The sequence below is a fragment of the Alkaliphilus transvaalensis ATCC 700919 genome, assembly GCF_000621485.1.
GTDB lineage: Bacteria > Bacillota > Clostridia > Peptostreptococcales > Natronincolaceae > Alkaliphilus > Alkaliphilus transvaalensis.
The window spans coordinates 18,350-42,600 of sequence record NZ_KK211288.1; the positions used below are offsets into that span (position 1 = coordinate 18,350).

General features: G+C 34.0%; 20 protein-coding genes. 7 read left to right on the forward strand and 13 right to left on the reverse strand.

Annotated features, from left to right (window positions below; genetic code table 11):
* Positions 1-38 precede the first annotated feature (38 nt).
* The gene (locus T335_RS0118350; protein ID WP_207640699.1) at positions 39-725 is read right to left on the reverse strand and encodes a Crp/Fnr family transcriptional regulator; all 687 of its coding nucleotides are present in this window, start codon (positions 723-725) and stop codon (positions 39-41) included.
* Between the two features lie 24 nt (positions 726-749).
* On the reverse strand, positions 750-1,472 hold the full coding sequence (locus tag T335_RS0118355) for a class I SAM-dependent methyltransferase (RefSeq protein ID WP_026478830.1): 723 nt from the start codon (positions 1,470-1,472) through the stop codon (positions 750-752).
* A 242-nt stretch (positions 1,473-1,714) separates the two neighbouring features.
* Here T335_RS0118355 and cooS point away from each other — a divergent pair, with 242 nt between their 5' ends.
* The 4 genes from cooS to T335_RS0118375 all read left to right on the forward strand — a co-directional run bounded on the left by cooS (position 1,715) and on the right by T335_RS0118375 (position 6,532).
* On the forward strand, positions 1,715-3,841 hold the full coding sequence (gene cooS, locus T335_RS0118360) for an anaerobic carbon-monoxide dehydrogenase catalytic subunit (protein WP_026478831.1): 2,127 nt from the start codon (positions 1,715-1,717) through the stop codon (positions 3,839-3,841).
* Between the two features lie 361 nt (positions 3,842-4,202).
* Positions 4,203-4,388, forward strand: coding sequence for a DUF1858 domain-containing protein (locus T335_RS0118365; RefSeq protein WP_026478832.1), 186 nt, complete (start codon positions 4,203-4,205; stop codon positions 4,386-4,388).
* Between the two features lie 159 nt (positions 4,389-4,547).
* Positions 4,548-5,558, forward strand: coding sequence for a YeiH family protein (locus T335_RS0118370; protein WP_026478833.1), 1,011 nt, complete (start codon positions 4,548-4,550; stop codon positions 5,556-5,558).
* 209 nt (positions 5,559-5,767) lie between these two features.
* Positions 5,768-6,532, forward strand: a complete 765-nt coding sequence (locus T335_RS0118375; protein WP_026478834.1) for a MerR family transcriptional regulator — start codon at positions 5,768-5,770, stop codon at positions 6,530-6,532.
* A gap of 214 nt (positions 6,533-6,746) precedes the next feature.
* On the opposite strand, the gene T335_RS0118380 is transcribed toward T335_RS0118375, so the two are convergent.
* The 7 genes from T335_RS0118380 to T335_RS21320 form a co-directional block, all read right to left on the reverse strand.
* Positions 6,747-7,730, reverse strand: coding sequence for an acyl-CoA dehydratase activase (locus T335_RS0118380; protein WP_026478835.1), 984 nt, complete (start codon positions 7,728-7,730; stop codon positions 6,747-6,749).
* Positions 7,705-8,814, reverse strand: a complete 1,110-nt coding sequence (locus tag T335_RS0118385) for a CoA protein activase (RefSeq protein WP_026478836.1) — start codon at positions 8,812-8,814, stop codon at positions 7,705-7,707. The genes T335_RS0118380 and T335_RS0118385 overlap by 26 nt, the downstream gene beginning before the upstream one ends.
* Positions 8,786-9,778, reverse strand: a complete 993-nt coding sequence (locus tag T335_RS0118390; protein ID WP_026478837.1) for an acyl-CoA dehydratase activase-related protein — start codon at positions 9,776-9,778, stop codon at positions 8,786-8,788. The genes T335_RS0118385 and T335_RS0118390 overlap by 29 nt, the downstream gene beginning before the upstream one ends.
* A gap of 62 nt (positions 9,779-9,840) precedes the next feature.
* On the reverse strand, positions 9,841-11,343 hold the full coding sequence (cls, locus tag T335_RS21305; protein WP_051569410.1) for a cardiolipin synthase: 1,503 nt from the start codon (positions 11,341-11,343) through the stop codon (positions 9,841-9,843).
* Positions 11,344-11,486: 143 nt separating this feature from the next.
* Complete coding sequence (locus T335_RS21820; RefSeq protein WP_051569411.1) at positions 11,487-12,629, reverse strand: copper amine oxidase N-terminal domain-containing protein; 1,143 nt, start codon at positions 12,627-12,629, stop codon at positions 11,487-11,489.
* A gap of 410 nt (positions 12,630-13,039) precedes the next feature.
* Positions 13,040-14,416 carry a TraB/GumN family protein gene (locus tag T335_RS0118405; protein ID WP_026478838.1) on the reverse strand — a complete coding sequence of 459 codons (1,377 nt, stop codon included), beginning with the start codon at positions 14,414-14,416 and terminating at the stop codon, positions 13,040-13,042.
* Between the two features lie 389 nt (positions 14,417-14,805).
* Positions 14,806-15,696: a GGDEF domain-containing protein gene (locus T335_RS21320; RefSeq protein WP_034328917.1), complete on the reverse strand. Its 891-nt coding sequence runs from the start codon at positions 15,694-15,696 to the stop codon at positions 14,806-14,808.
* A gap of 241 nt (positions 15,697-15,937) precedes the next feature.
* Here T335_RS21320 and T335_RS21325 point away from each other — a divergent pair, with 241 nt between their 5' ends.
* Positions 15,938-17,134 (forward strand): MFS transporter, encoded by a 1,197-nt coding sequence (locus tag T335_RS21325; RefSeq protein WP_051569412.1) that lies wholly within the window; start codon positions 15,938-15,940, stop codon positions 17,132-17,134.
* 181 nt (positions 17,135-17,315) lie between these two features.
* Here the strand turns inward: T335_RS21325 and T335_RS0118420 are convergent, their stop codons facing one another.
* Complete coding sequence (locus tag T335_RS0118420) at positions 17,316-18,836, reverse strand: ADP-ribosylglycohydrolase family protein (RefSeq protein WP_026478839.1); 1,521 nt, start codon at positions 18,834-18,836, stop codon at positions 17,316-17,318.
* 376 nt (positions 18,837-19,212) lie between these two features.
* Here T335_RS0118420 and pyrB point away from each other — a divergent pair, with 376 nt between their 5' ends.
* Together pyrB and T335_RS0118430 are read left to right on the forward strand one after the other, a co-directional pair.
* A complete protein-coding gene (pyrB, locus tag T335_RS0118425) occupies positions 19,213-20,139 on the forward strand; it encodes an aspartate carbamoyltransferase (RefSeq protein WP_026478840.1) in 927 nt (308 codons plus the stop codon).
* Between the two features lies 1 nt (position 20,140).
* On the forward strand, positions 20,141-20,569 hold the full coding sequence (locus tag T335_RS0118430) for an aspartate carbamoyltransferase regulatory subunit (RefSeq protein ID WP_026478841.1): 429 nt from the start codon (positions 20,141-20,143) through the stop codon (positions 20,567-20,569).
* Positions 20,570-20,832: 263 nt separating this feature from the next.
* On the opposite strand, the gene T335_RS21330 is transcribed toward T335_RS0118430, so the two are convergent.
* The 3 genes from T335_RS21330 to T335_RS0118445 all read right to left on the reverse strand — a co-directional run bounded on the left by T335_RS21330 (position 20,833) and on the right by T335_RS0118445 (position 24,121).
* The gene (locus tag T335_RS21330) at positions 20,833-22,524 is read right to left on the reverse strand and encodes a glycosyl hydrolase family 18 protein (protein WP_051569413.1); all 1,692 of its coding nucleotides are present in this window, start codon (positions 22,522-22,524) and stop codon (positions 20,833-20,835) included.
* A 122-nt stretch (positions 22,525-22,646) separates the two neighbouring features.
* Positions 22,647-23,345, reverse strand: a complete 699-nt coding sequence (locus T335_RS0118440; RefSeq protein WP_242837329.1) for a YczE/YyaS/YitT family protein — start codon at positions 23,343-23,345, stop codon at positions 22,647-22,649.
* Positions 23,346-23,494: 149 nt separating this feature from the next.
* The gene (locus T335_RS0118445) at positions 23,495-24,121 is read right to left on the reverse strand and encodes a DNA-3-methyladenine glycosylase family protein (protein ID WP_242837330.1); all 627 of its coding nucleotides are present in this window, start codon (positions 24,119-24,121) and stop codon (positions 23,495-23,497) included.
* Positions 24,122-24,251 lie beyond the last annotated feature (130 nt).

A 24,251-nucleotide genomic window follows, 5' to 3' on the forward strand; every position in this document is an offset into this window, starting at 1 on the left:
TTCACCCTTTCTTAACTAACTTAACTGATTGAATTGTCCTACTGAATCCAAGCTTTTAATTTTTCTAAATCCCTTACAATAATTTTTTTACCGCTAATATCAATTGACCCTTCCTTTTTGAACTGGCTCATAGCTCTGCTAACTGTCTCTCTAGCAGTACCAATCATATTAGCCAGCTCTTGTCTTGAAAGATTTAACTTCACTTCTATACCTTCTCTGCCCTCTACCCCATGTTCATTTGCCAACTTAATAATTACTTGAGCTGTTCTCATGTAGGTATCTCCTAAAGCTAGTTCCTTTACTTTTTGTTGAGACGAAAATAGTTTTTTACTTAATACCTTTATAACTCTAAGGGCAATTTCCGAATTATTACTTATAAGATTTTCTAAGTCTCTGTTTCTAATCATTCCTACTACAGCATCCTCCAATACTTCTGATGAAGCAGGATAATCCATATCATTAAACAAAGTTACTTCTGCAAATACATCCCCTTCTTTAAGAATTGCAAAAATTAGTTCCCTTCCATCGGGGGTGGTTTTAAAAATCTTAACCTTTCCAGACTTGATAAAATAGAAGGCCTCTCCAGGATCTCCCTCCATAAAAATAATTGTCCCTTTTCTCATCTTTCTATCAATAGTCATTTCTCGAACAGTCTCTAAATCTTCATCATTTAAAGTTGAAAAAGCGGGTATTTTTCTTAAAATATCCTTTGTATTATTGATCATTCAATGTCCCTCTTTCATACATTCTTATATTCTAGCTACGATAATGGTTCCATAGGATTGATCACTATAGGGTTCTTCTTTAAAACTTCCATATAATTCTTCTACCTTAAAACCGACATCCTCTAGCATTTCTATTAGTTCATCACTTTTTAATGGATATAATGCTACGGAACTTTGATATATTTTTTCTTCCTTCTGAATAATTAATTCTGTATTAAAATAAATAAGACCATCCCTATATTCATAATTTCTTACTAAACTGATTTCCTCTTCTTTATTCTCAATGGTAGGTAAATTTTTAACGTCATATTTTAAGATTCGATCATAATTAATAATTTGTAAAATCAGTTTTCCTGATTTCTTTAATAGGCTAAAAACTTCCCTTATCACTTGAAGAATCTCTTCCTTTGTCGTTAAATGTACAAGTGAATTGCCTATACAGAAGGCTGTTTCAAAAGAACTATTTTCAAAATTCCCCTTAAGGTTTTTCATATCACCAGCTATTGCCTTCACTTCCACCCCTAGCTTCTTAGCTTTTAAATTTAGGGCTTCTATCATTCCTTCATCTAAGTCTATTGCCGAAACATTGAAGCCCCCTTCTGCTAAAGGAATCGAATAGTTTCCTGTACCACAAGCTATATCTAATACATTTTTACCATTAATTCGTCTAGAGATAAATTCTAATTGAGGTTTACCTGTTGGGAAAATTGAATCATAATATTTGTTAAACTCTTCATAAAATCCCATATTAACCATTACTCCTCTCAACTTAGTATAAATGATCTTATATAAAATTCAAATACTTATCCTTATTAGTACCCATATAACCCTATTTTAACATTTTTATGGAATTCTTGCTAATTCAATTTTTCTATCTTCATATTAAAGTAAAACTATTTATAGTGATAAAATCATTTAGACTATATACATAAGATACCTTTTTATAAGAGAAAATATAATGGATTAATGATAAGGGAGGTAATATTTTTATGTCGAAGGATCAAGAAAACTTGCAAAATAGCACTAATACCATTAGTCCCGGTAAAGTAAGCTTAAACGCTGAAGTACAAGGAATTAGTGGTACAAATGACCCAGAGCATCACCACGATTTACATGACAAGATTCAAATTAATTACGAAAACATTAAAAAGTCACCCCATCCCAATGATGTGTTTCAATGGCAAAGGGATCATATTAAGGTAGATGACCAAACACCACAGGGTTACCCTATGAATGTCATCGTAGACCCAGCCATGAGGGAAATGTACCAAGTAGTACATAATGCCTCTTTAACCAATGTATTTGATCGTTTTTCTGAACAACAGCCCCAGTGTCGCTTTTGTGTAGAAGGACTTTCCTGTCAACTTTGTGCTAATGGACCTTGTAGAATCAGCCCTAAAGCCCCAAGGGGAGTCTGTGGTGTTGACGCCCACACCATGGTATCTAGAAACTTTGTCTATCGTCATGTCACCATTGGAACATCAGCCAACATTTTTCATGCCCATCAAGCTGCTAGAACCCTTAAAGCTGCAGGCGAACACCCTGAAAGTGGACTAAAGATCCGTGATGTAGAAAAGTTAAAGCATTACGCCGGTATGGTGGGTCTGGACACAAATGTTGATGTTAATCGGTTAGCCGTTGATTTCGCCCAATTTGTAATTGATGACATCCATAGACCAAGCCATGACCCTTCTAAACTTGTGGAAGCCTTTGCTCCCACTAAAAGAAAAGAACTTTGGAATAAGTTGGGTTTATTTCCAGGCGGTGGTTATAGTGAGATTGCCTATAGCCAGACTAAATGTATGACAAACTTTACATCTGATCCTATAGACTTTTTACTTAATTCTGTCCGTTTAGGGGTTGCCAATGAGTATCAAGGTTTATTTGCCCTATGCATTTTACAAGAAATCTTAATAGGCACCCAAAAGATTGCAATGCAAAAGCAAAACATGGGGTTATTGAGCCCAGATATGGTTAATATCATTACAAATGGCCATATGCCCCTTTTAGCCCATGTTGCTATTGAAATGGCTTCATCGGACGAATGGCAGGAAAAGGCTCGTCAAATAGGTGCTAATGGCATTCAAATTTTTGGACATGTATGTGAAGGTCAACAACTTCTTAACTATGAAGGTACTCAAAAGATGAGGGCCTATGGGGGACAAGAAGGAGAATGGTTATCTGAAGAGTATCTACTGGCAACTGGTGTAGTTGATTTGTTTATGTTTGACTATAACTGTACTGTTCCAACCCTACCTGTTTATGCTAAACGTTTTGGAACAAAACTTGTAAGTACTCACCCTGTCATTAAGCTTCAAGGGACTGAAACAATTGATTTTGTTCCTGAAAAAATGAATGAACAGGCAGAAAAAGTCTTGAATATGGCTTTAGATGCCTTCCAAAAGCGTCGTTCTGAAAATAGGGAAGTTTATGTTCCACCTTACACAACTGAGTGCATGGTGGGCTTCAGTACTGAATCAATAAGAGATGCCCTTGGTGGCTCTTTTGATCCTCTAATTGAACAAATTGCCAATGGTAACATTAGAGGTATTGCAACAATTGTTGGCTGTACAACAGCCCGTTATGGTCAAGGTGGAAGTAATATCTTTAAAATTACTAAAGGATTAATAGAAAATAATATTCTAGTACTTTCTGGTGGCTGTACATCAGCTGTAATGGAATACACGGGTCTAGCCCATCCATCTGCCGCAGATGAAGCGGGTGAAGGATTAAAGGCTGTTTGTAAGCAATTAGGTATTCCACCAGTACTATCCTATGGTGCCTGTGTAGATATTGGAAAAATGACCCATACTGCAATGGAATTAGCCGATGCCTTAAATGTCGATACTGATAAACTTCCCCTTGTCATTGGCGCTCCTGAATATCTAGAGCAAAAAGCTGTAGCCGATGCCTGTACAGCTGTTGCTTTAGGTTGGTTAGTTCATGTCGCCCCAGTTCCTTCTGTTACTGGAAGTGATGTAGTGGTAAAAACCTTAACAGAAACTACCGAAACCCTTGGTTTAGGTAAACTAATGGTGGAATTAGATGCAGAAAAAACCATTCAGATTTATGTGGAACATATTGAAAAGAAGAGAAAAGAATTAGGGTTAAACTAAATCTGATCATTTTATAAAATCTAAATAACAAAAATTAAAGGAATTAGAGTAATTAAAATGTAGATTGATTTAAGGGGCTGTCTTATATGATTGTTTAAATCATAAAGACAGTCCTCTCTTTACTTCTTAACTGATTTAATTTTAAAATACTTTTTACTGTACTTGACTTGATACTTTATGGCTATTGCAAAGTTCTACAAATTAGTCTTACATTGGAGAATTTTAAAAATTAATTTGTGATATTCATCACTTCAGTTTGTGATATAAATTATAGGGTTTCATCTTATTTACCTGTATACTATTATTAAAGAAAGACATACAAATTTTAAATATATATCTTACTAACTAGGAGGTTTTAATTATGACAATTACTAGAAATACATTAATTAGCGAGATTCTTAGAGCTAACCCAAATGCTGCTTCCATTTTAATGTCCTTTGGAATGGGATGCCTTGGTTGTCCATCTTCTCAAATGGAAACTTTAGAACAAGCGGCAATGGTACATGGTATTGATGTAGATGCTATATTAGATAAATTAAATCAATAAGCCCACCCACCATTCAATATGTTTTGCTAAGCCCAGTATGCTTGAATACATAATCATTCTAAGCTACTGGGCTTAGTTATGCCTAAAACTTGATTCTCTTCTCTAAAAGAGTTAATATAAATAAGGTGGTAGGAACTATGTACAACAGGAGGAATAACATTGAAAAAGTATATCTATGGTATTTTACTTTCTTTTATATTGGCACTAATCTCATCCTTTCTTAATGCCCATGTTCTATCTTTCATAGAGACTTTAACTATCGGAATTATGATAGCTATTATTATAAGAAATACGGTAGGAGTAAAGGATCTTTTTATCCCAGGGGTTACTTTTACAGCTAAGGAAATTTTAAAATGGGGTATTATTCTCTTAGGTTTTCGCTTAAATTATATCACCCTATCCCAATTGGGCCTACCCGTTTTATTTATGATTGTTTTTATTGTTATTTCTGGTCAACTCTTAGCCTTCTTTATAGGTAAGGGTTTTGGTGTAAATAAAAAGTTATCCCTTCTGATGGGTGTAGGTTCTACGGTATGTGGAGCATCGGCCATTGCTGCTATTGCACCAATTATGAAGTCTGAAGAAAGGGATACTACCCTTTCGATAGCAGTAATTAGCTTGTTAGAATCAATTGGAGTAATTATGTTTACTTTTTTTGCCTTTATTGCACCTTTATCGGATACTGCCTTTGGTATATGGACAGGAACAACCCTTCAAGGCGTTGCCCATGCCATGGCTGCTGCCTATGCTAGAAGCCCAATAGCTGGTGAAATCGGAACATTAGTAAAGATGGCTAGAGTAACGCTATTAGCACCTATAGCTCTTTTTTATAGTTTTCACTTTAAGGGAGAACATCAAGGGAGTGGTTATCAGTTTAAGTTTCCTAGATATGTGCTAATTTTCATCTTTGTTGGGGTTATTGCTTCTCTAAACAGCCTTTACCAATTTATACCAGTAGCCCTTCATTTTGGAGAGATTGAAGTTAATCTTTTAGCCCAATTTTCCCTTCTAAGTAAATGGTTTATATTAATGGCAATCGTAGCGATTGGTTTGCAAACAGATATTAAAGCCTTTAAAAACACAGCCTTACAAGCTCTACTTACCTGTAGCATGGTGTTTATATCAATTATTATGATCAGCCTTGGCTTATTAAAGATTTTTCGATTATAGCCCTAAGTTCTAAATTAAATTTTTATCTTTTATAATTTACTATGTAATCTTAACTCCCTTATAATACAATGATGTTTAATAAACCTGTATTAGAGGGAGTTTTATGTTTTTTTTATTTACCTATTGACCCTAACGTAACGTAATAGATTAATATATAATTGCAAGGATAAACTACAACATATTAAGAACAAAGTTAAGGAGAGATGGTTATGAAGTATAAGATTAAGGAAGTGGCAGATTTAGTGGGGATTAGCGTTCGGACACTTCATCACTATGACGAAATTGGCCTATTAAAGCCCCAGACTGTCCCATCTAACGGATATAGAATTTATACAAAAAATGACCTGGAAAGACTACAGCAAATTTTGTTTTTTAGGGAATTAGATTTTTCCTTGCAGGAGATTAAAGCCTTTCTTGATAACCCATCCTTTGACAGAGTAAAGACATTAGAGCTTCATAAGGAATTGCTGGTTAAAAAGAAAAAGAGGCTAGAAAATATTATTGACTCTGTTGAAAAAACCATTGAGTCTATTGAAGGAGGAAAAGAAATGAGTAGAAATGAAATGTTTAATAGTTTTGACATGACTGAGATTGAAAAGCATAAGGAAAAATATGCAGAAGAAACTAAGCAAAAATATGGTGACTCCGATGCCTACAAAGAAAGTATGAGAAGAACATCAAAATATTCTAAAGATGACTGGGCTAATATCATGGGAAATGCTAATGAGATCTACCTAAAGATTGCAAATCTAATGGATGAAAACCCTGCTAACCAACAGGTTCAGGAAGCTGTAGGGGAATGGCGACAACATATTACTGACTATTTCTATGACTGCACCCCAGAAATTTTTAGGGGTTTAGGTGACTTGTATGTTACAGATGAGAGATTTACTAAAAACATTGATAAAATTAAAGAAGGTTTAGCTCAATTTTTAAAGGAAGCCATGGATATTTATTGTGATAATCTAGAGTAAAAAGAACACTAGAACATTACACTTTTCCAAGATAGCATATTTTGATAACATATTATTATCTCACTTTATGTTACGATAATGAAAAGGTAATTCTCCCCATGGTGGTATTGCCCCATAGTGAATTTTACTGCTTAATCATTCAGTAGTGTAGATTAGAGTATTAGAAAAGCCCAACACTAGTATAACCACCTATAGGATAGTGTTGGGCTTTTTTCTATGCTAACTTCTCTTTATCCTTTTCTATGTTGTTACTCCACTTACCACATTTATCTCCCCAACGGGCAGTTAGTTGCCCGTCCTTCATAATTTCAATAACTTCACACACATTAGAGCAGTCTTCACATTCAAAACCCTTTACTTGATAGCCTGAATGAACTATATCAAAACCTTTAAAGACTGTTGATTTATTCTTGGCTGCATGTTCTTGGGCTAATAAACAACAACCAATAGCCCCCATAACCTCATGATGGGGAGGAACTAAAACTTCACAGCCTAGGGCTTCTTCAAAGGATTTCTTAATTCCTACATTTGCAGCTACCCCTCCCTGGAATACTACGGGGCCTACTAGATCTTTACCTTTTCCTAAGTTGTTTAGGAAATTTCTTACTAGTGCGTCACATAAACCTTTAATGATATCCTCTTGGTTATGCCCCAATTGTTGCTTATGGATCATATCTGATTCTGCAAATACAGCGCATCTGCCAGCTATTCTAACAGGATTTTTTGAAGATAGGGCCTTTTGACCAAATTCATGAATAGGTATATCTAACCGAGCTGCTTGTCGATCTAGAAAAGAACCTGTACCTGCAGCACATACGGTATTCATTGCAAAATCACTAATAATGCCGTTTTTCAATAGGATAATTTTAGAATCTTGTCCACCAATCTCAAAGATGGTACGCACCCCATCAACAAAATTTAAAGCAGCTATTCCATGGGCTGTAATTTCATTTTTAATCACATCTGCCCCTACAATCATTGAAGCTAAATGTCTACCACTGCCGGTTGTTCCTACTCCTTTAACCTTTATTTCTTCAGTTATTTGAGTTTGAATCTCCTGTAAGCCTCTCTTAACAGCATCTATAGGTTTTCCTTGGGTTTTAGTATAAACCTTCCCTAAAATTTCTTTATTTTCATCCATTAATACAACATTTGTACTAACAGAGCCAACATCAATACCCAGATAGCAGTTTTTCATCACGCTTCATCTCCCTTCTTCTTTTCAGTAGGTCTACAAAGGCCTCTAATCTAGTCGTGTAACCGGCATCTCCTGTCAATTCGTCAACAATAAAGCATAGATATGGAATATCAAAATCCTTCTCTATAGTTGGCATTATGCTTTGGGCTACTATTTCTGGCATACAAGTAAAAGGATAGATTTGTATTATTCCATCAAAACCCTCTTTAGCAAACTTAACAGAGTATCCTATAGTTTCTCTTGCGTGGCCTCCGATCATGGTTTTCATGTAGGGCTTTGCTGCCTCTGTTATTTCTTTTTCTAATGTGATTCCTAATGGATGAAGATATAGATGCTCTGTTAACCATCTGCTTACCTTCAATGATTTCTCTATTTCTACTCCCATTTCTCCAAGCTTTCTTTCTACATTTAAATTAACAAAGGGCTCAATAATGGTATAAATCTCTCCAACAATCCCCACTTTAATTATTTCTTTATTGGGGTCTTCCTCTATAGTCATAACTTGATCTCTAGTTTTCTGAATTAGCTGAGAAACTTCATGATAGCCTTTAGCATTTCTAATTTCTTTATGTAGTTTTTCTAAATAGAAATCTACTTCACCTATTTGCTTTTGCCTAGGGCGTTTATAGTAGGCTAAGTCATCTAATGCATCGATTTGGTACAATATTTTTGTTCCCTTTGCTAAAGCTCTTATGATTTTATAAGGATTTTTAGTACCTGTTAGCTGAAAGATTCTTCCTAAAAAAGTTTTGTAGTCTCCCTGGGGTGGATCAAATAAAATAAAGTTAAGATCATGACCTAGTTCACTCAAAATTTCTTTTTGTTGGATTGAGTAATATCCAAAGCGACAAGGACCACAGCTTCCTGATATTAATATTGTATCTGCCCCTTGACGAATACTTTCGATATAGTTTCCTATATTTATTTTTAGGGGTAGGCAAATTGATTCTGGTGAATACTTTGTTCCAATTTCTAAAGTATCTTTACTACATTCTGGTGGTAGAATATTCTCTACGTTCAGTTCATCTAATAAAACTTTAGTTGCCATATATTGATTACCCATGTGCGGAAAGGTTACCTTCATCTCGTTTCCTCCAATCAATCATATCTATAAATGCCTCTAGCCTTGTGTTTACTCCAGCTTCTCCTGTATGCTCATCTATTGTAATCAATAGAAAGGGGATATCCGCATTTTTTCTAGTCCATCTTTCAAAAAGATCGCCCACAATCGAATCAATTCCACATCCAAAAGCCGACACATAGATAGCTCCATCAATTTGCTGTTGGTCTTGCAGGTAAAGGGCTGTCCCCAGCACCTTCCTTCCATAGCTCCAAAACATTTTTTTCTCGAGGGTTGCTGCTCTTTCATTAATTACCTTCATGTTAATCATTTCAGGAACTAATATTTCAACGCCATATTCCTTTAATTTCTCAATGATATTCATGGAGCCAAAACTATCATAAAGATGATAGGTATGCCCCAGCAATGCTATTCGTTTATTTGCAGGATTAGATTTTATTTGATTATGATCATGACTTAGCTTTCCATCAATAGGAAGCCTTCCCTGACTAATTTGATTTTTATAATCGTGATAGGCTGTTAAAGCCTTTTTATAGGCATTTCTAATTTTTAAAGGATTTTTTGTAACGTAACTTCCGAATTGGTATACAGTATTCATTATGTGTCTTCTAGATTTATTAAAGTTAATTTCCGTGTCAATTAAAGGTGGTAGGCCACTAACAGAATGCTTAACCATTTCCGGTAGACCACAAAACTTAGGGCAAATATACTCTTTTTTATAAACACTCATCATTTTAGGTACAAAAATATAATCTACACGATCCTTTAAATCCATAACATGTCCATTAAAAATTTTCACTGGTAAGCACGCTTCATCTACGGTATTTTTAACACCTTGATCTAATAACTTCTTATTTGTGGGATTAGAAAGGATTACTTCTGCCCCAAGCTCTTCATAAAAGGTTTTCCATAGAGGATAGTAGTCGTAAAACCATAATCCCCGTGGTATTCCTATTTTAATTGCCATATCATATTCCTCCCTTCAACATTTAATAATTATGGTCTAATTACTTTAAAAATATACAGTTTTTATGATAAGGGGATAATTAATTTACCCAGTAATTGCTTAAATTTCTGAAGCTTAGACTTATTTACTTCGTCTTCATAGGTAATCTCTATACTTCTTTCTAAATAAACTTGAAATTCTTGATTCATCTCCTTTACTATTTTTTCATCATAAACTACCGCATTTATTTCATAGTCAAGAAATAGGCTTCTTGTATTAAAATTAGCTGAACCAACAGATACAATTCGATCATCTACTAAAAAAACTTTTGCATGCAGAAAGCCTGCATCATATTGATAGATTTTCACATTTGCCTTTAAAAGAATTTCAAAAAAAGACTCATTTGCCCATCCTACAATAAAAAAGTCAGGCTTTTTAGGGATAATAATCCTTACATCTACTCCCCTTAGGGCAGCTGTCTGCAAAGCCTTAACCATACTATCATTTAATACTAAATAGGGTGTGCCAATATATAACTTATCTTGGGCAGAAGTGATCATTGAGAAATACAATTGACTGATTTCGTTCCAATGGGTATCAAACCCACTAGTGATCAATTGAACTGGCATCAAATTAGTTTCATTATGACGGGGAAAATATTTTGCATCTAAAAGTCTTTTCCCTGAAACATAATACCAATCTCCTAAAAATATTTTTTGCATCCAATTTACTGCTTCTCCTTCTATTCTAATCTGTAGGTCCTTCCAATTTCCAATATTCTTGTCTCTTCCTAGATATTCATCTCCAATGTTTAAGCCACCAACATAACCTATTTTTCCATCTACTATAATAATTTTTCTATGGTTACGATGGTTGAGCTTCCCCTTTAGAATTGAATTAATATACCCATCATGCCCTATCATTTCAGCCCCTGCTTCACGCAACTCTTTCAAATACTTATTACTTAGGCCACGGCTTCCTAACCCATCATAAATTACCCGAACTTCTACACCTTCTTTTGCCTTTTTAATTAATGTATCTTTAAATTTATTACCAATAGCATCTTCTCTGATAATAAAAAAGAGAATATGGATATGCTCTTGGGCTTTTGCAATATCCTCGATCATTGCATCTATTGTCATCTTTCCCCCATTCATCAAAGTACCAGTATTGTATTGAGTAACAGGTATACCTGTATTAGCCTCAATTAAATTAACAATTCCCTCTTCCATCCTTCCCATTGGATATTTATTTTCATTTTTTTGTGTTGTTATTTTCATCAATTCATCCATATATTTACTTCTTTGCTCCTGATATTGATTGATTAATCTTGTATTACGCCATATTTGAATAAAGGTAAAAAATATAAAAATTGTTAAGAGGATTAGTAGCCCTTTAAATATTTTGATAGATAGGGGTACTTCAATCAAACGAATCAATAACAGTATTAGAGCAAATATTGCAGTAATGCCTCCAATATAAGGATAAATCCCTAACCAAAATCCGTGGGGAATTAATATGAATAAATTAAATGCCATAATCAAAAAAAACAAAATTAGTGTCGTTATTGTATAAAATGTAATCACAAATGTACCTCCAACATAAAAGATAGTTAATAGACTATTATCATCATTTCCATAAATCCACTTTGTATGCAAAAAAATAGAAGTCCAATTGTAGTTTACTATTTCTACAATCGGACTTTCAGTTATTTATATAGGAAATCTCCCTATTTATTTTGACTTAGGAGAATCATACCGACCTCTGGACTAACAATACAGTAGGACATAAATTCTTTGTTAATTTCACCTGATAAAATTACATGGTCTTCAAATCCATAGCTGGTTAATTGAAGGGTATCATTGTTTTCAAAATAAATTTTTATACTGTTACCTGTCAAAAGTGTAATATAAGCACCATTATAGGTAGACCCTGTATTTAGGTGACCAATAATTTCTTTTACTTCATCAGATGTAAAGGTCTTTATTTCTTCTCCCATTAAACTAAACATTTTCATTTCTTTAATTGAATCTACAGAAATAGCTTTCCCCATCTCTTCAATAGAATCACCGATTTCCTCGATTATGTCTAAATCATCCGTATTAATTGTCATAAGTTTCAAAGAATCATTCCATTCTACCTTAGCCGCTAAAGTCTCTGAAACGAATCTACCAGGAATGAAGGTTCTACCTTCTTTAATTACTGCCGGTACATCTAATGGTAGTAATTCCTCCTGAGATGTACCCCCATGACTTCTAACTACCTTAGCTGTTTCTTTACCAATTTCCAACTGGATATAAATATCATCTTTTTTAATTTCAACAGCCCTCAAATCGTGATTCCAAAAGACCGTTGCCCCCAGTTCCTCCATTACACCTCTTAATGGTATTAATGTTCTGCTATTTTCTATAAAGGGTTCTACATCTAAGGGTAACCTTTGCCCGTTAACTTGTACTCCTATCCCATTATCATCAGAAATTATTCTATTCTCGTAGGGCAGTCCATTAGGGTCATTTATTGGTAATGTAATTGCTTGAACCCCTTCAACAACCTTAATCCCTTCTCTTCCAAATAATCCGTATAGATAGTCAGCATTTGCCTCATTGTAAGGAAGTATCCCTATTTCAATATAATCTTCATGGGGGCCTGTATGGGTAATGGTAAAGCCTAACTTCTCTATTTCTTTTACATGGGTGTTAAATAACACATTATCAATTTCCCTGTGTTGAGGCATTAATTCATAATCAATTCCTATCTCAATATTTGGTCTTAGTTCATTAATTAGAATATCCTTTGTCATGGCTGAAACTGCTCCTGTAGATAAAATTCCACAACAAAGACCTAATACTGCAGCCTTTTTAAATTTATTCATAAGATCATCCTCCTAAACTTTACTTGCTTAAATTTTTTATTTTTTACATTCTATTTTTCATATTTTATTGTGGAAATTCCATAATTAATTTGATAAATTCATTGTTAAGGTATTATGTAATTTCACTAGCTTTTATAGTGGTATAGTTTATATAGTGGCATACTTTAGCCTCTTTTTTGTAAGATTTAACTATTATAGATGAGAATATTTTGCTTGTAACCCTCCCTTCTGTACTTTACTTATAAGACGTAATTATTTAATAATTTGTTCCCATTCTAGTTTTAATTTTAATTGACATAGAGCAAAAAAAAGAAGACTAATCCTTTTTAAGGATCAATCTTCTTTCTAATTATCCAATACTCATATTAAGCATCAGTCTATTTCTTATTTTAAGTGTAGGTTAGGATCAATTAATAAAATAACTCAACCTCAAAACCATGCTTTTCAAGTTGATATAAAATTGTCTCTTCAGTTACTAGATGACCAGCCCCAACCACTACAAAGTATGTGCCTTCTTCTTCAGAGTTTAAAATCTCCATAATCTTAGCAGCCATATCAATATCCCTTTGTCCTAATAACATATCAGACAACTCGTTTGAAGTATCTTCTAATGAGCTACCAAAGCTTGTGCTAAATCCTTCGATATCACCTGCAACCCAAAGATCAAACCATTGGTCTACTATTGTTTGTGGTGTTGTTGCTCCATCTTCTTGAGGCTCTAAAATACTGTCGATAATACCATTTAAATATGCTTCTTGAGTCTCTAAGGTTAGATTATCAAATAAGTCTGCTTGATATTCAATTCCTTCTAGCTCATAGATGGGCTTTTGAGTTAGCAATGCATTTAGTAGGAAGTACATATCAATTCCTAAGCCAGCTAATTGACTAGCATCTTCTGGGTTTTCAGAACTACTCATAGAAAGTATATTTAATTCATTAGCAATGCTCCACGGCTTAAATGTTTCTACTAGTTCTGTTGGTATACCATATTTGTTAAGCACTAAGGTAAGTCTTTCGAAGGTCTCTTCACTAACCTCATCGCTTAAGCGGGTTCCATCTTGATATGTAGCTTTTTGGAGAAAATACTCTACACCAGCTTCTTGGTTTAACACGTTAGCTTCTACAAGAAGAACATCCGATTTAAAGAATGCCTCTTTTACTTTCTGATTTAGAGGATATAGATCAGTTTTACCTATATGAATAGAACCTAGTAAGTAAACAACCTTATTATTATGCTCTACCTTCCAGATTAATCCCTTTGCACCTGCATCTAAAAGCCCATAGGTGTCTTCAATTAATCTTGTTGCTAATACTACCGCCTGTTCTGTAGTTGAAATCTGATCAAGCGCTAATCCATTAGAAGTCCCTTGTAGAATCCCTCTTGCTTGCATATATTCTACAGGTGAGTCCCCCACTGGAAGTCCATATCTACCTAATATGTTATATAGTCTGATTACTAGATCTCCTCTAGTGGTATCCCCCTTATATGATAGGGGTGCAAATGCTGAATTAACCTCTGCTCCTGTAGCAGCTATTTTCTTCTCAGTTTCCTTCAGTAAAACTTCTAAACGGTCCAGTGAAATTTCCGAACGAAAGTCTTGATAATACCATTCAATTGGATAGATTCCATACTTTTCCCCTTCATTTAAGGTAAAAACTGCCCACTGACTAATATCAGGCATTTGGGTTTGAACGGCCCATACTGGCATAAATGTACTTAAAAACATCATCACTACTAACATACCTGTTATAAAGCTTTTCTTATTGCTGTGTTCCATCTTCTTCATCCCTTTTCTCCTTCCTTACTTTAAATATTTATTATAATTATAACATCTACTCTATTCCTTCCCTTTATTTTAAGGAATTAAACGGCATTTTTTCTAAATAGAGCAAAGTCTTCCTTCTAGCATTAAAAGATGACTTTAGGTTAAGAAACTAATCTTAACACGTTTTAATCAAATCTATTGGCCATCTGATTATCTTGAAACTGTCATTTAAGCATAATTCTTTTTTGTTAATTTTTTAAAGTAGACTTTCTTATTCCCTTATAAAAAGAAAAATACCAACCTGGATATCTGATGGTATTTATAAAAGTTAAGGGGTCATACTACACCTTAGATACTATCTATAAATTTATTTTCTGTAAAGGTCTATTTTTTATAGGACTATCCCTTTATTATTTACACATAACCCTATTCTTCCCTAAAGTTTTAGCTTCATATAAACATTTATCTGCCACATAAATTAGACGATCTTGATCTGTAGGTATATCCTTTTTAAAATTGGAGGCTCCAATGGATATTGTTACTGTAACTCCTTCTGTCTTAAGGTTGGCAATAGATGTCCGAATCCTTTCAGCAATTACCTTTGCCTCTGCTTGGTCTATATTAATCAAAATAATAATCATTTCTTCCCCACCATAGCGGGCTACAACATCATCTTTTCTAACATTTTGCTTTATCTTATCAGCTACATTTTTTAAAACCCTATCACCAAATTGATGACCATAGCAATCATTAATTTGTTTGAAATTATCAATATCAATCATCAATATGGAGAAATCACTCTTTTCTTCTTGGGTTTTCTTATAAATCTTATTATAAAGTTGATCAAAGGTTTCTCGATTATACAAGCCTGTTAACCCATCATGCTGGGATTTAATTCTAAGGGCTTCGACTTTACTTTCCTCCATCACTCTTTTTTGCAAGTCAATTGCTTCTTGAGAAACTAAATCTAAAAGTTCTAAGCTAATCTCTTTAATGGTGATCATCTCATCATTAGAAATAATTTCGTCATCTCCCCTATAGGTAATAACAATTTGAAAGTTTCCCTCCGTTTTTTTGAAGCAAAAGGGATTGGACTCTATATAGGTTAGCAATTGAGCTTCATCTATTTCTTCTATTTCTTCTGTTGAATCTGCCAATAAGGATACATATTTTAAATGATTTATATTGATATAAATATCAAATTCTTCTAAGTTTCTTATTTTATAAATTAAACGTAAAATGGCAATAAACTTTCCCTTTAATAGGTCCAATATTTTATGGGCTTCAGTATTTGAACACACTGGGATTCTCCTTCCTTCATATTTCTAACATAAACATATGATTATATCATAGGCCAAATCAATCTTTTCTTCTTCTATAAATATGTCTGTCCTCACCTTTAAATACCTCTCTTTATCCAACAATATCATAAAATGAAACCATTAGTCAGTTCCTTTATTTACCATAACCCTATTGATGTATACCAACAGAGATACAACTCCATAATAAATACGTAGGAAATTACAAAAAAGGGGTTGTGCTATGTTTGGTTTACCTAAAATAAAATTTAAGAAGGAAATTTGGTACTTTTTATTTTCTATCTTTTTAGTTCACGTAGCGGCTTACTTGGTGGTACCTATTTTCCCTGTATTATTAAAAAATGTTAAGAATTTAGGACCTTCACAAATCGGGTTAGTAATAGGTTTTAACGCATTGTTTATGCAAGTAGGAAGTTTAATTGCTGGTATGATTTCAGATCGGATTGGTAATAGATATAGTATTTTAATTAGCAATAGCTTACAAGCAATAAGTCTTCTAGGTCTGGGTTTTTCCAGTTCTTTTATTTTGTTATCATCCTTTTCTGCCCTTAATGGTATGGGAACTGGTATCTATATTCCCTCCACTAAAGCAGCCATATCCCATATCGCATCAGAAGACCGATTAACAACAGCTTTTTCTCTAAGAAATATCGCATCCCACATGGGAATTAGTATCGCTGGTTTAATTATATTAATTTCTTCCTCTAATTTTAACTTCTATTATGGAGGTGGGATCTACATTATACTCTTTATTTTTGCTTTATTGGCATTACCAGATGATTGTGGCGTTCATCCTTGCCCCGCAATAAAAATAAGTAGTTATCTTGAAATTCTAAAGGATAGAAGTTTTATGCTTTTTATTGTTGTCTCAACGTTAATATGGGCCCTCCATACCCAACTTGCATTTTTACTTCCCTTAAGGGCTGATGCTGTGTTAAAAAGCTCGGGGGTCATCGGGGTTATCTGGACATCAACTAGTGTCATTGTTATACTTTCTCAATCATCTGTCTCTAGATTATTTCTTGAGAAACGCTCCCATGTAACCTCAATTTTTGTTGGAGTCATTTTAATAGGGATAGGAGTTTCTTTAATTGGTTTAGCAAATACCTTCCCCTTTTTAGTCTTCTGCTCTGTCATCTTTATTATAGGAGAAATGTTTGCAATGCCTACTATAGATAGTGTTATTGGTATTTTTGCAGACCCAAAATACATTGGAGCTTATTTTGCCATCGCAAGCTTTGCGACGGGTATAGGCGGTGCCCTTGGTACCTTCGCCAGTGGAAGAATTATTCAAAGATATACCATAACCAATTCTTTGGTTCCTTGGATCATTTATGGTGGCTTTACACTAACACTACTTGTTGTTTTAAAAGTGTTAATTAGGAAAGAGACCATCAGAAAAAATACGATTTCTCCATAAATAAAACCAACAGGTGTTATTAAATCTATAACACCTGTTGGTTTTATTCGTTTAAGTCGTTTTGTTTTAAATCATTTTATTTTAAGTCTTTTTATTTAAGTCTTTTTATTTAAGTCTTTTGTTTTAAGTCTTTTGTTTTAAGCCTTTATTGGTTTAAGTATTAAAATCTAAATTCTTATTATTAATTTTTTTTCTTTAAACTCTTTATTGCCTCTAATACTTCCCTACCAATCTGGTATTCTGGCGCGATTTCTACAGAACGTCTTGCATATTTCTCGGCCTTATCTAAATCGTCTAAATTAAGATAAGTTACCGCTAAATCACATAGAATAATGGGATGATTCAAGTCATAGGCTAAGGCCTTTTTGAAACTCTTTAATGCTCCCTCATAATCTTCCTTTTCCAATTGAATTGTTCCTAATCCTTCATATGCTTCAATAATATGTAGCTTTATCTTCTCATTTTTCTTTAGATCAGGACTTTTACTAATCAAGTCTTCAAAATATTTTACTGCATTTCTATAATCTTCGTCTTTATTATAGTTGATCCCCTTCCAAAGCAGTTGATGAATTTCATCTTGATTTTTTTCTTCGCTTATGGTTTCCCTCATTCTTCTATAGGGATTGTTTTGTTTGTTTTTCAAAGAAAGTTCAAACAATCGATCTGATAAAGTTAAAAGTTCCTCTAAATTTCTTATTTTATTAACATAACCCTTAGGGATATTATTATAACCTATGTATGCACCTGCTAGGGTGAGGGCAATACTGGTTATGGTTTCAGCATCCTCTGTCATTAAGCAGTCCTTTAAAATTTTCTCATAATCATTAGGATTTCTGCAGAAAATGTAAAGGGCTAATGGAAGAGATTCTAGTACATAAGAGCCGCTTCCCCATTCTTCTTGTAACTGTTTAATGTCTATATCTTCTTCAATTGCCTCTTTTAAATCTCTAATAATGCGACTATATAAGTTGACAATTTCATTGCTTTTTCTTGTCCGATAAACCTTTGTTTCGATCCCTTTTATACTTTTCCCACATAAATCAATTAAATTTAAGATATCCTTTTTATCTTTAATTGTAAAGGGAGGTAAATTAGTTAAATAGGCTATAGCTGTAGCCTGAAGAATGCTTGAGGCAATGGCCATCTGATCCATATGGGTAATTGCAGCCTGCATACCCGCCATCAACTTTAAACTAGTAAAATCTCCATAGTTAATTAGGGCAGCGGGAGCACATCTAATCACTGCACCATTACCAGCAGACTCAATGCCACTTTTATACCATTCAACCCTTCTATCGTGATAATTTATGATAAATTCCTTCATCGTTTTTCCCATTGCAGTAATAGGGTACCTTATAAAACGATTCGCTAGGTCTTCTGGTTGAAATCCTTGGTTGATAATTAATGATTCTGCAAACAAAATAGATAACTCAGTATCATCGGTTATGCTTAAGGAAATACTTCTCTTTTCCCCTTTTAATACATCATTAATATAATCTATTTCTCTAATATGTCTAACATCTAAATAGCTTCCAAAGGCATCTCCAATAGCAATACTTACCATAGCACCTCTAATCTTGTTAATATATTCGATTTGAGGCAATGGAACTAAATTAATATACTCACAGAATTTCATATAGTCGGGCATTCCACCGTTTTCAACAAAAAAATTATATGCATTTTCTAATGACATCGTGTACATGGTATGCACCTCTTCACTCTCACTATTTTCATAATATATTCTACAAAATCAATTTGATTTCCTGCAACAGTTCCCTAAAAAGCCTATATTCTCTTAAGTTTATCTTATCTCAAGTATAGCTATTGACAAGGGTTTTGATACATGTTATATTTTGATAAGATAAATATACCTTTAAATTGGTCCCGTGAGGCTAAAAAGGGTGCTTAGAAATAGGTAATTTTTTTTACTATTTCTTTCTTGTGTCTTTATACCCCTTTTGGTCCACTACCAAAGGGGTTTATTTATGCTAAATTAATGATCAGATTTACCTTTAATTTAGTCCAGAGAGGCTAAAAAGGGAGCATAGACTCCCACAAAAAACAAGGGAGGTTTTTTTATGACGCTAAATAACAGACACTTAGTGGACCCAAATGATTTAACACTGGATGAGTTACATCAGATTATTGACTTAGGTTTAAAAATGTATGAAAACCCAAAGGCCTATAGGGAAATTTGCAAAGGCAAAATATTGGGTACTTTATTTTATGAACCTAGCACTCGAACTCGTTTAAGCTTTGAATCTGCAATGTTAAGACTTGGAGGAACCGTATTAGGCTTCTCTGACGCCAATACCAGCTCTGCAAAAAAAGGTGAAAGTATTGCAGATACCATCCGTGTCTTAGATGACTATGCCGATATTTTAGTTATGAGACACCCCAGAGAGGGAGCCCCAAGGCTTGCCTCAGAATTTTCTACTGTTCCAATCATTAATGGTGGTGATGGTGGTCATCAACACCCTACTCAAACCCTAACAGATTTAATTACGATTCAAAAATATAGAGGCTCCATAGAAAACCTAAAGGTAGCCTTCTGTGGTGATCTACTTTTCGGTAGAACTGTCCATTCCCTATTAAAAACCTTAAGCCGATTCCCAAACATAAGCTTTGTACTGGTTTCTCCACCAGAATTAAAAATCCCATATCACCTAAGAGACGAACTTTTACAGGAATACAAGGTAGAAATTATCGAGACTTCATCTTTAGATGAATATTTACCTGAAATTGATATCCTGTATATGACCCGAATTCAGAAGGAAAGATTCTTTAATGAAGAGGACTACATTAAGCTAAAGGATAGCTACATTCTCAATAAGGATAAGTTAAAGAAGGCTAAAGAAGATCTTTTAATTCTACATCCCCTACCAAGGGTAAATGAAATTAGCTATGATGTAGATGATGACCCACGGGCAAAATACTTTGATCAAGCTAAATTAGGAATCTATGTAAGAATGGCTCTAATGGCATTATTATTGGGGGTGGCTTAATATGTTAAAGGTAACAGGTATAGAAAAGGGTATCGTAATTGACCATATTACTGCTGGTAAGGGATTAAAAATATTCCAAAAGCTTAAACTGGATAAAAATAATACTCAAGCGGTATTATTAATGAATGTTCCCAGCCAACAGCTACGCAACAAAGATATCATTAAGATTCAAGATGATTTAGATATCGACTTAAAAATTTTAGGATTAATTGATCCTAATATTACTGTTAACTATATTGAGGGAGAAAAAATTCAAAGAAAGATGCAATTGTCTATTCCTGAAAAAGTAAAAGGCCTCTTTGAATGTAAAAACCCCCGTTGCATTACAACGGAGGATCAATATGCAGTGGCGGAGTTCACACTAGTTAAGAATGGCAAAATACAATATCGATGCAATTATTGTGAAGAGCTAACGGAGTATAAATTATAAAACTGAAGAAATTACCGCATAGCAAATTAGAACAAAGTCTTCCTTCGGAAGATTTATATGATGACTTTAGGTGAAGAAACTAAGCGACTTACACAATTTAATCCATTAAATTGGTTATCTGCTTATGTTGAAACTCATTACGTAAAGTTCTCTTATTTTAATAATAATTAAAGTCGAACTTTCCTATTTGTTATAAAAAAATCTGTTGATAAGTTTCTTCAAAGTCTAGAAACTATCAACAGATTTTATCTTTATCCCCAAAGTTATCTTATAATCTCTTCATAGCTTTTCCCTCTTTTAATTATCTCATTTAAAGGGCCCCATACCTCTTGGATCTCAAAATCCTTTCGCCAAGCAGCGAATCCCGCTAAGTTATATTTCTCCACTAAAGTTGCCTTCAATGCTAAAGAACGCCCATCCTCTAACCATACTTTGTAGGTTTTACCATCCTTTAGATATTCAGCATAATATTGACCTGTTTTTTCATCCCACTCAATTTCTGCATCATTCTCTTCTAAAATTTCTCTAATTTGCTTCATCCCATAGGCCTTTGAGGATACACGCAGTTTTCCATTAGATTGTACTTCCTCTTCCCATAATCTTGTATAAAAAGGAAGCCCCAGTAAAACCTTTTCTTCTGGTACCATTTGAAGGGTCTGTTGTATGCCCCTTTCTACCCAACCTATAGAAGCCACAGAACCACTTTTGGGGCTTGAAGCCCAATGTTCATCATAGGTCATTACAGCTACATAGTCTACAATTTCCCCTAGTTTTATCCGATCATATACCATAGACCAATTGGGGCTGGTAGATGGTATGGTAACATCAATTGAGACAACTAAATTCATTTGATGAAGTCTTTTGATTAGTCTCTCAACAAAACTTGTAAAAGCAGCTTGATCTCGATAGTGAATATTCTCAAAATCTATATTAATACCATCCAGTTGATAGAGTCCACTATAAATTAAGATTTGCCTAATAAAATGATCCTGTGCTTCTTCACTAGCTAAAAAACTGCTGGTGAGATCTGGATCAAAACTATTAGTCACAAGCCCCCATATTTCATACCCTTTTTCCTTCATATCTTTAGCATATTGAAAGTTTCCTTTATTATCAATATTTCCTTCTTCATCGAGTAAATCAAACCAAGTTGGAGAAAAAATATCCACTGCAGCTATTTTTTCCTCGTTACTTCGATCCTTTGTATTAAGATAAACATAATCCCAAACCAAACCGATTTTACCAACAGGCTCCCATCGTTCTTTATTCTTAAATACCCTAGTTTCAGCAACTGTTAATTTAATATTTTCTTCTACAATATTGTTCTTTCTAAGGTAGCCCAATTCACCTGATTCAGTTCTAACAAAATAAAAGTGATCTATTTCATCAAAAATTTTTACTGTTTCACCAACTTCTAGCCCAACAATTCTTTTCGCAAAAGTTTTAGGTTGATCAATTAAATAAGCTTTTTTGTTTAAAGTTCCTTCAGGGATGTTACTTTCTTTTTTGTCAATAATAACCCTTTCAGATTCTTGACTAAAGTTTATATGATAACCTAATACATCTTGTAAAGCGTTAATTGGTAAATAGGACTGTCCTTCAATTGACACAAGGTTAAATCTTAGGACCACTTCATTACCAGCAACATAGTCAGTAAGTTCTTCATTTTCAAATTGAAATAACTCTGAATTAACTTTAATTAGAGCTTTATTTTTTTCTTCATTCATTTCCATATCAGAATATAGGAATTCTCTTACTGCATCAAAGGGCATATAAATTTCCCCATTTAGAACCCTAACCTCTGTCCAAATCGGTTGACCCTCCAATACTGGTTTACCCTTCCATTCCTCCCCATTGCTATTGAAGTTGCTACCTTCTGCCATCCTAGTAAAGACCATTAACCCACTTGCCACCATTACTACCATCAAAAATGAAATTAGTAAGATCTTCTTCATCTGTCCTCCCCCTTATTGGTTTGTTTCCGCAAACATCAAAAAAATTGACTCCTATTTAATATTATATAGGAGTCAATTCAGTTTCTAAAGGCTTTAGTATATGTTAATAATATCCACATGTTTTATTTGCTAAAAGTTGCCCTTTTGGGTTCTTGTATACCTGAAAGTTTATGATATAATTCAATACAATTAATATGTTTTCCACCCTTTGCATCGTATTTTCCTATTTTAAAGGCCATTTGTACAGAAAAGCCTATGGTAGTGGCAGTAATAAGGGTCCCAATTCCTACTGGTCCACCTAAAAGATAGCCTATGATCAACACCGAAATTTCTAAAATGCTCCTAATCATCCACACAGGTTTTTGGGTAATTTTAACTAAACCCTCCATTAAACCATCTCTAGGGCCTGCACCTAAACGAACCCTAAGATAAAAATATGAGCCCCATCCAGTAAGAATAACGCCAGTCAATAGCATTAAAACTTGACCAACAAAAGTATTAGGGGTTTTAATGATCCCTATGGCATCAATCATGTCTACCATCATTCCAATAAAGATCATATTGCAAAGACTTGCTAAACCTGGTACAACCCTTAGGAAAACCGTCAATCCTAAAATTACTAAACCTAGTAATTGCGTAGCCTGCCCTAAGGTTAAGGGCGTCCGATTACTGATCCCCATATGAAACACACCCCAGGGGTTCATTCCTAAACCAGCATCCCTCATTAATATAATTGCAAACGAGTAAATTGCTAACCCAAAGAATAAAGTGGGTAGCTTTTTACTAAGTAACATCCATTCTTTTTTTTGCCAACTATTCACTGTCATCCTTCTTTCATAATTATTTTTAGTCTCGAAATATTCCATTAATAATATTATAACCCTTAACCAGGTATATTTAAAGATATTTAAAGATATTTAATGATATATTTAGAGATATATTTAGAGATATATTTAATGAATAGGGCAGTTTAAGGAATAATTTTTTGATTAATTCCTTCCCATAGATAAAGGGATGCAATTGTGCGATGGGGCATCCATATCTGACTGTACTCTTCTAACGCTTTCTTTTTAGGAAGCTCCTCCAAATCATAAATCCATTTTACAGCTCTTTTTAGTCCCAGATCTTCCATAGCAAAGACATCTAGCCTTCCCAACGAGAAAATTAAAAACATTTCTGCTGTCCATTTTCCAATGCCCTTCACCTTAGTTAAATTAGAAATTACCTCTTGGTCCGTTAGCTGATTAAATTCTGTAAGAATAATTTCTTGGTCTATTATTTTATGACATAAATCCTTAATATAAACTACCTTCGATCGTGATAGTCCAAAGGCCCTAAGGGCTTCCTCTTTCATTGCTAAGATTCCTTCTGGTGACAGTTCTCCACAACCTTCTTGGAATCGTTTCCAAATGGTGGCTGCGGCCTTTACTGATAATTGTTGCCCCACAATATTTCTACATAAACTTCTAAAATGGTCGGATGGTAACTGAATCTTCAAGTCTCCAATCATATTGATTAACTTAGCAAGCCTTAAATCTTTTTTCATAATTTCCTGTACTTCTTTAGAGTCTATTCTAAAATCAAATAAATAGTTCATCATTAACCTCCTAAATCCTATCTTAATCCTATGGAATACTTAATAAGCAATTCACTGATCTTATTTAAATAATAGTATTCTATCATAAAAATAGCAAACCATTATAAATATCCCCATGATAAGAGCGTGG

Bases quoted from the DNA above. Each gene is read 5' to 3' on its own strand.
- T335_RS0118350 (WP_207640699.1), bottom strand. From the start codon at position 725: ATGATCAATAATACAAAGGATATTTTAAGAAAAATACCCGCTTTTTCA.
- T335_RS0118355 (WP_026478830.1), bottom strand. From the start codon at position 1,472: ATGGGATTTTATGAAGAGTTTAACAAATATTATGATTCAATTTTCCCA.
- cooS (WP_026478831.1), top strand. From the start codon at position 1,715: ATGTCGAAGGATCAAGAAAACTTGCAAAATAGCACTAATACCATTAGT.
- T335_RS0118365 (WP_026478832.1), top strand. From the start codon at position 4,203: ATGACAATTACTAGAAATACATTAATTAGCGAGATTCTTAGAGCTAAC.
- T335_RS0118375 (WP_026478834.1), top strand. From the start codon at position 5,768: ATGAAGTATAAGATTAAGGAAGTGGCAGATTTAGTGGGGATTAGCGTT.
- T335_RS0118380 (WP_026478835.1), bottom strand. From the start codon at position 7,730: ATGAAAAACTGCTATCTGGGTATTGATGTTGGCTCTGTTAGTACAAAT.
- T335_RS0118385 (WP_026478836.1), bottom strand. From the start codon at position 8,814: ATGAAGGTAACCTTTCCGCACATGGGTAATCAATATATGGCAACTAAA.
- T335_RS0118390 (WP_026478837.1), bottom strand. From the start codon at position 9,778: ATGGCAATTAAAATAGGAATACCACGGGGATTATGGTTTTACGACTAC.
- T335_RS21820 (WP_051569411.1), bottom strand. From the start codon at position 12,629: ATGAATAAATTTAAAAAGGCTGCAGTATTAGGTCTTTGTTGTGGAATT.
- T335_RS0118405 (WP_026478838.1), bottom strand. From the start codon at position 14,416: ATGAAGAAGATGGAACACAGCAATAAGAAAAGCTTTATAACAGGTATG.
- T335_RS21325 (WP_051569412.1), top strand. From the start codon at position 15,938: ATGTTTGGTTTACCTAAAATAAAATTTAAGAAGGAAATTTGGTACTTT.
- T335_RS0118420 (WP_026478839.1), bottom strand. From the start codon at position 18,836: ATGTACACGATGTCATTAGAAAATGCATATAATTTTTTTGTTGAAAAC.
- pyrB (WP_026478840.1), top strand. From the start codon at position 19,213: ATGACGCTAAATAACAGACACTTAGTGGACCCAAATGATTTAACACTG.
- T335_RS0118430 (WP_026478841.1), top strand. From the start codon at position 20,141: ATGTTAAAGGTAACAGGTATAGAAAAGGGTATCGTAATTGACCATATT.
- T335_RS21330 (WP_051569413.1), bottom strand. From the start codon at position 22,524: ATGAAGAAGATCTTACTAATTTCATTTTTGATGGTAGTAATGGTGGCA.
- T335_RS0118445 (WP_242837330.1), bottom strand. From the start codon at position 24,121: ATGAACTATTTATTTGATTTTAGAATAGACTCTAAAGAAGTACAGGAA.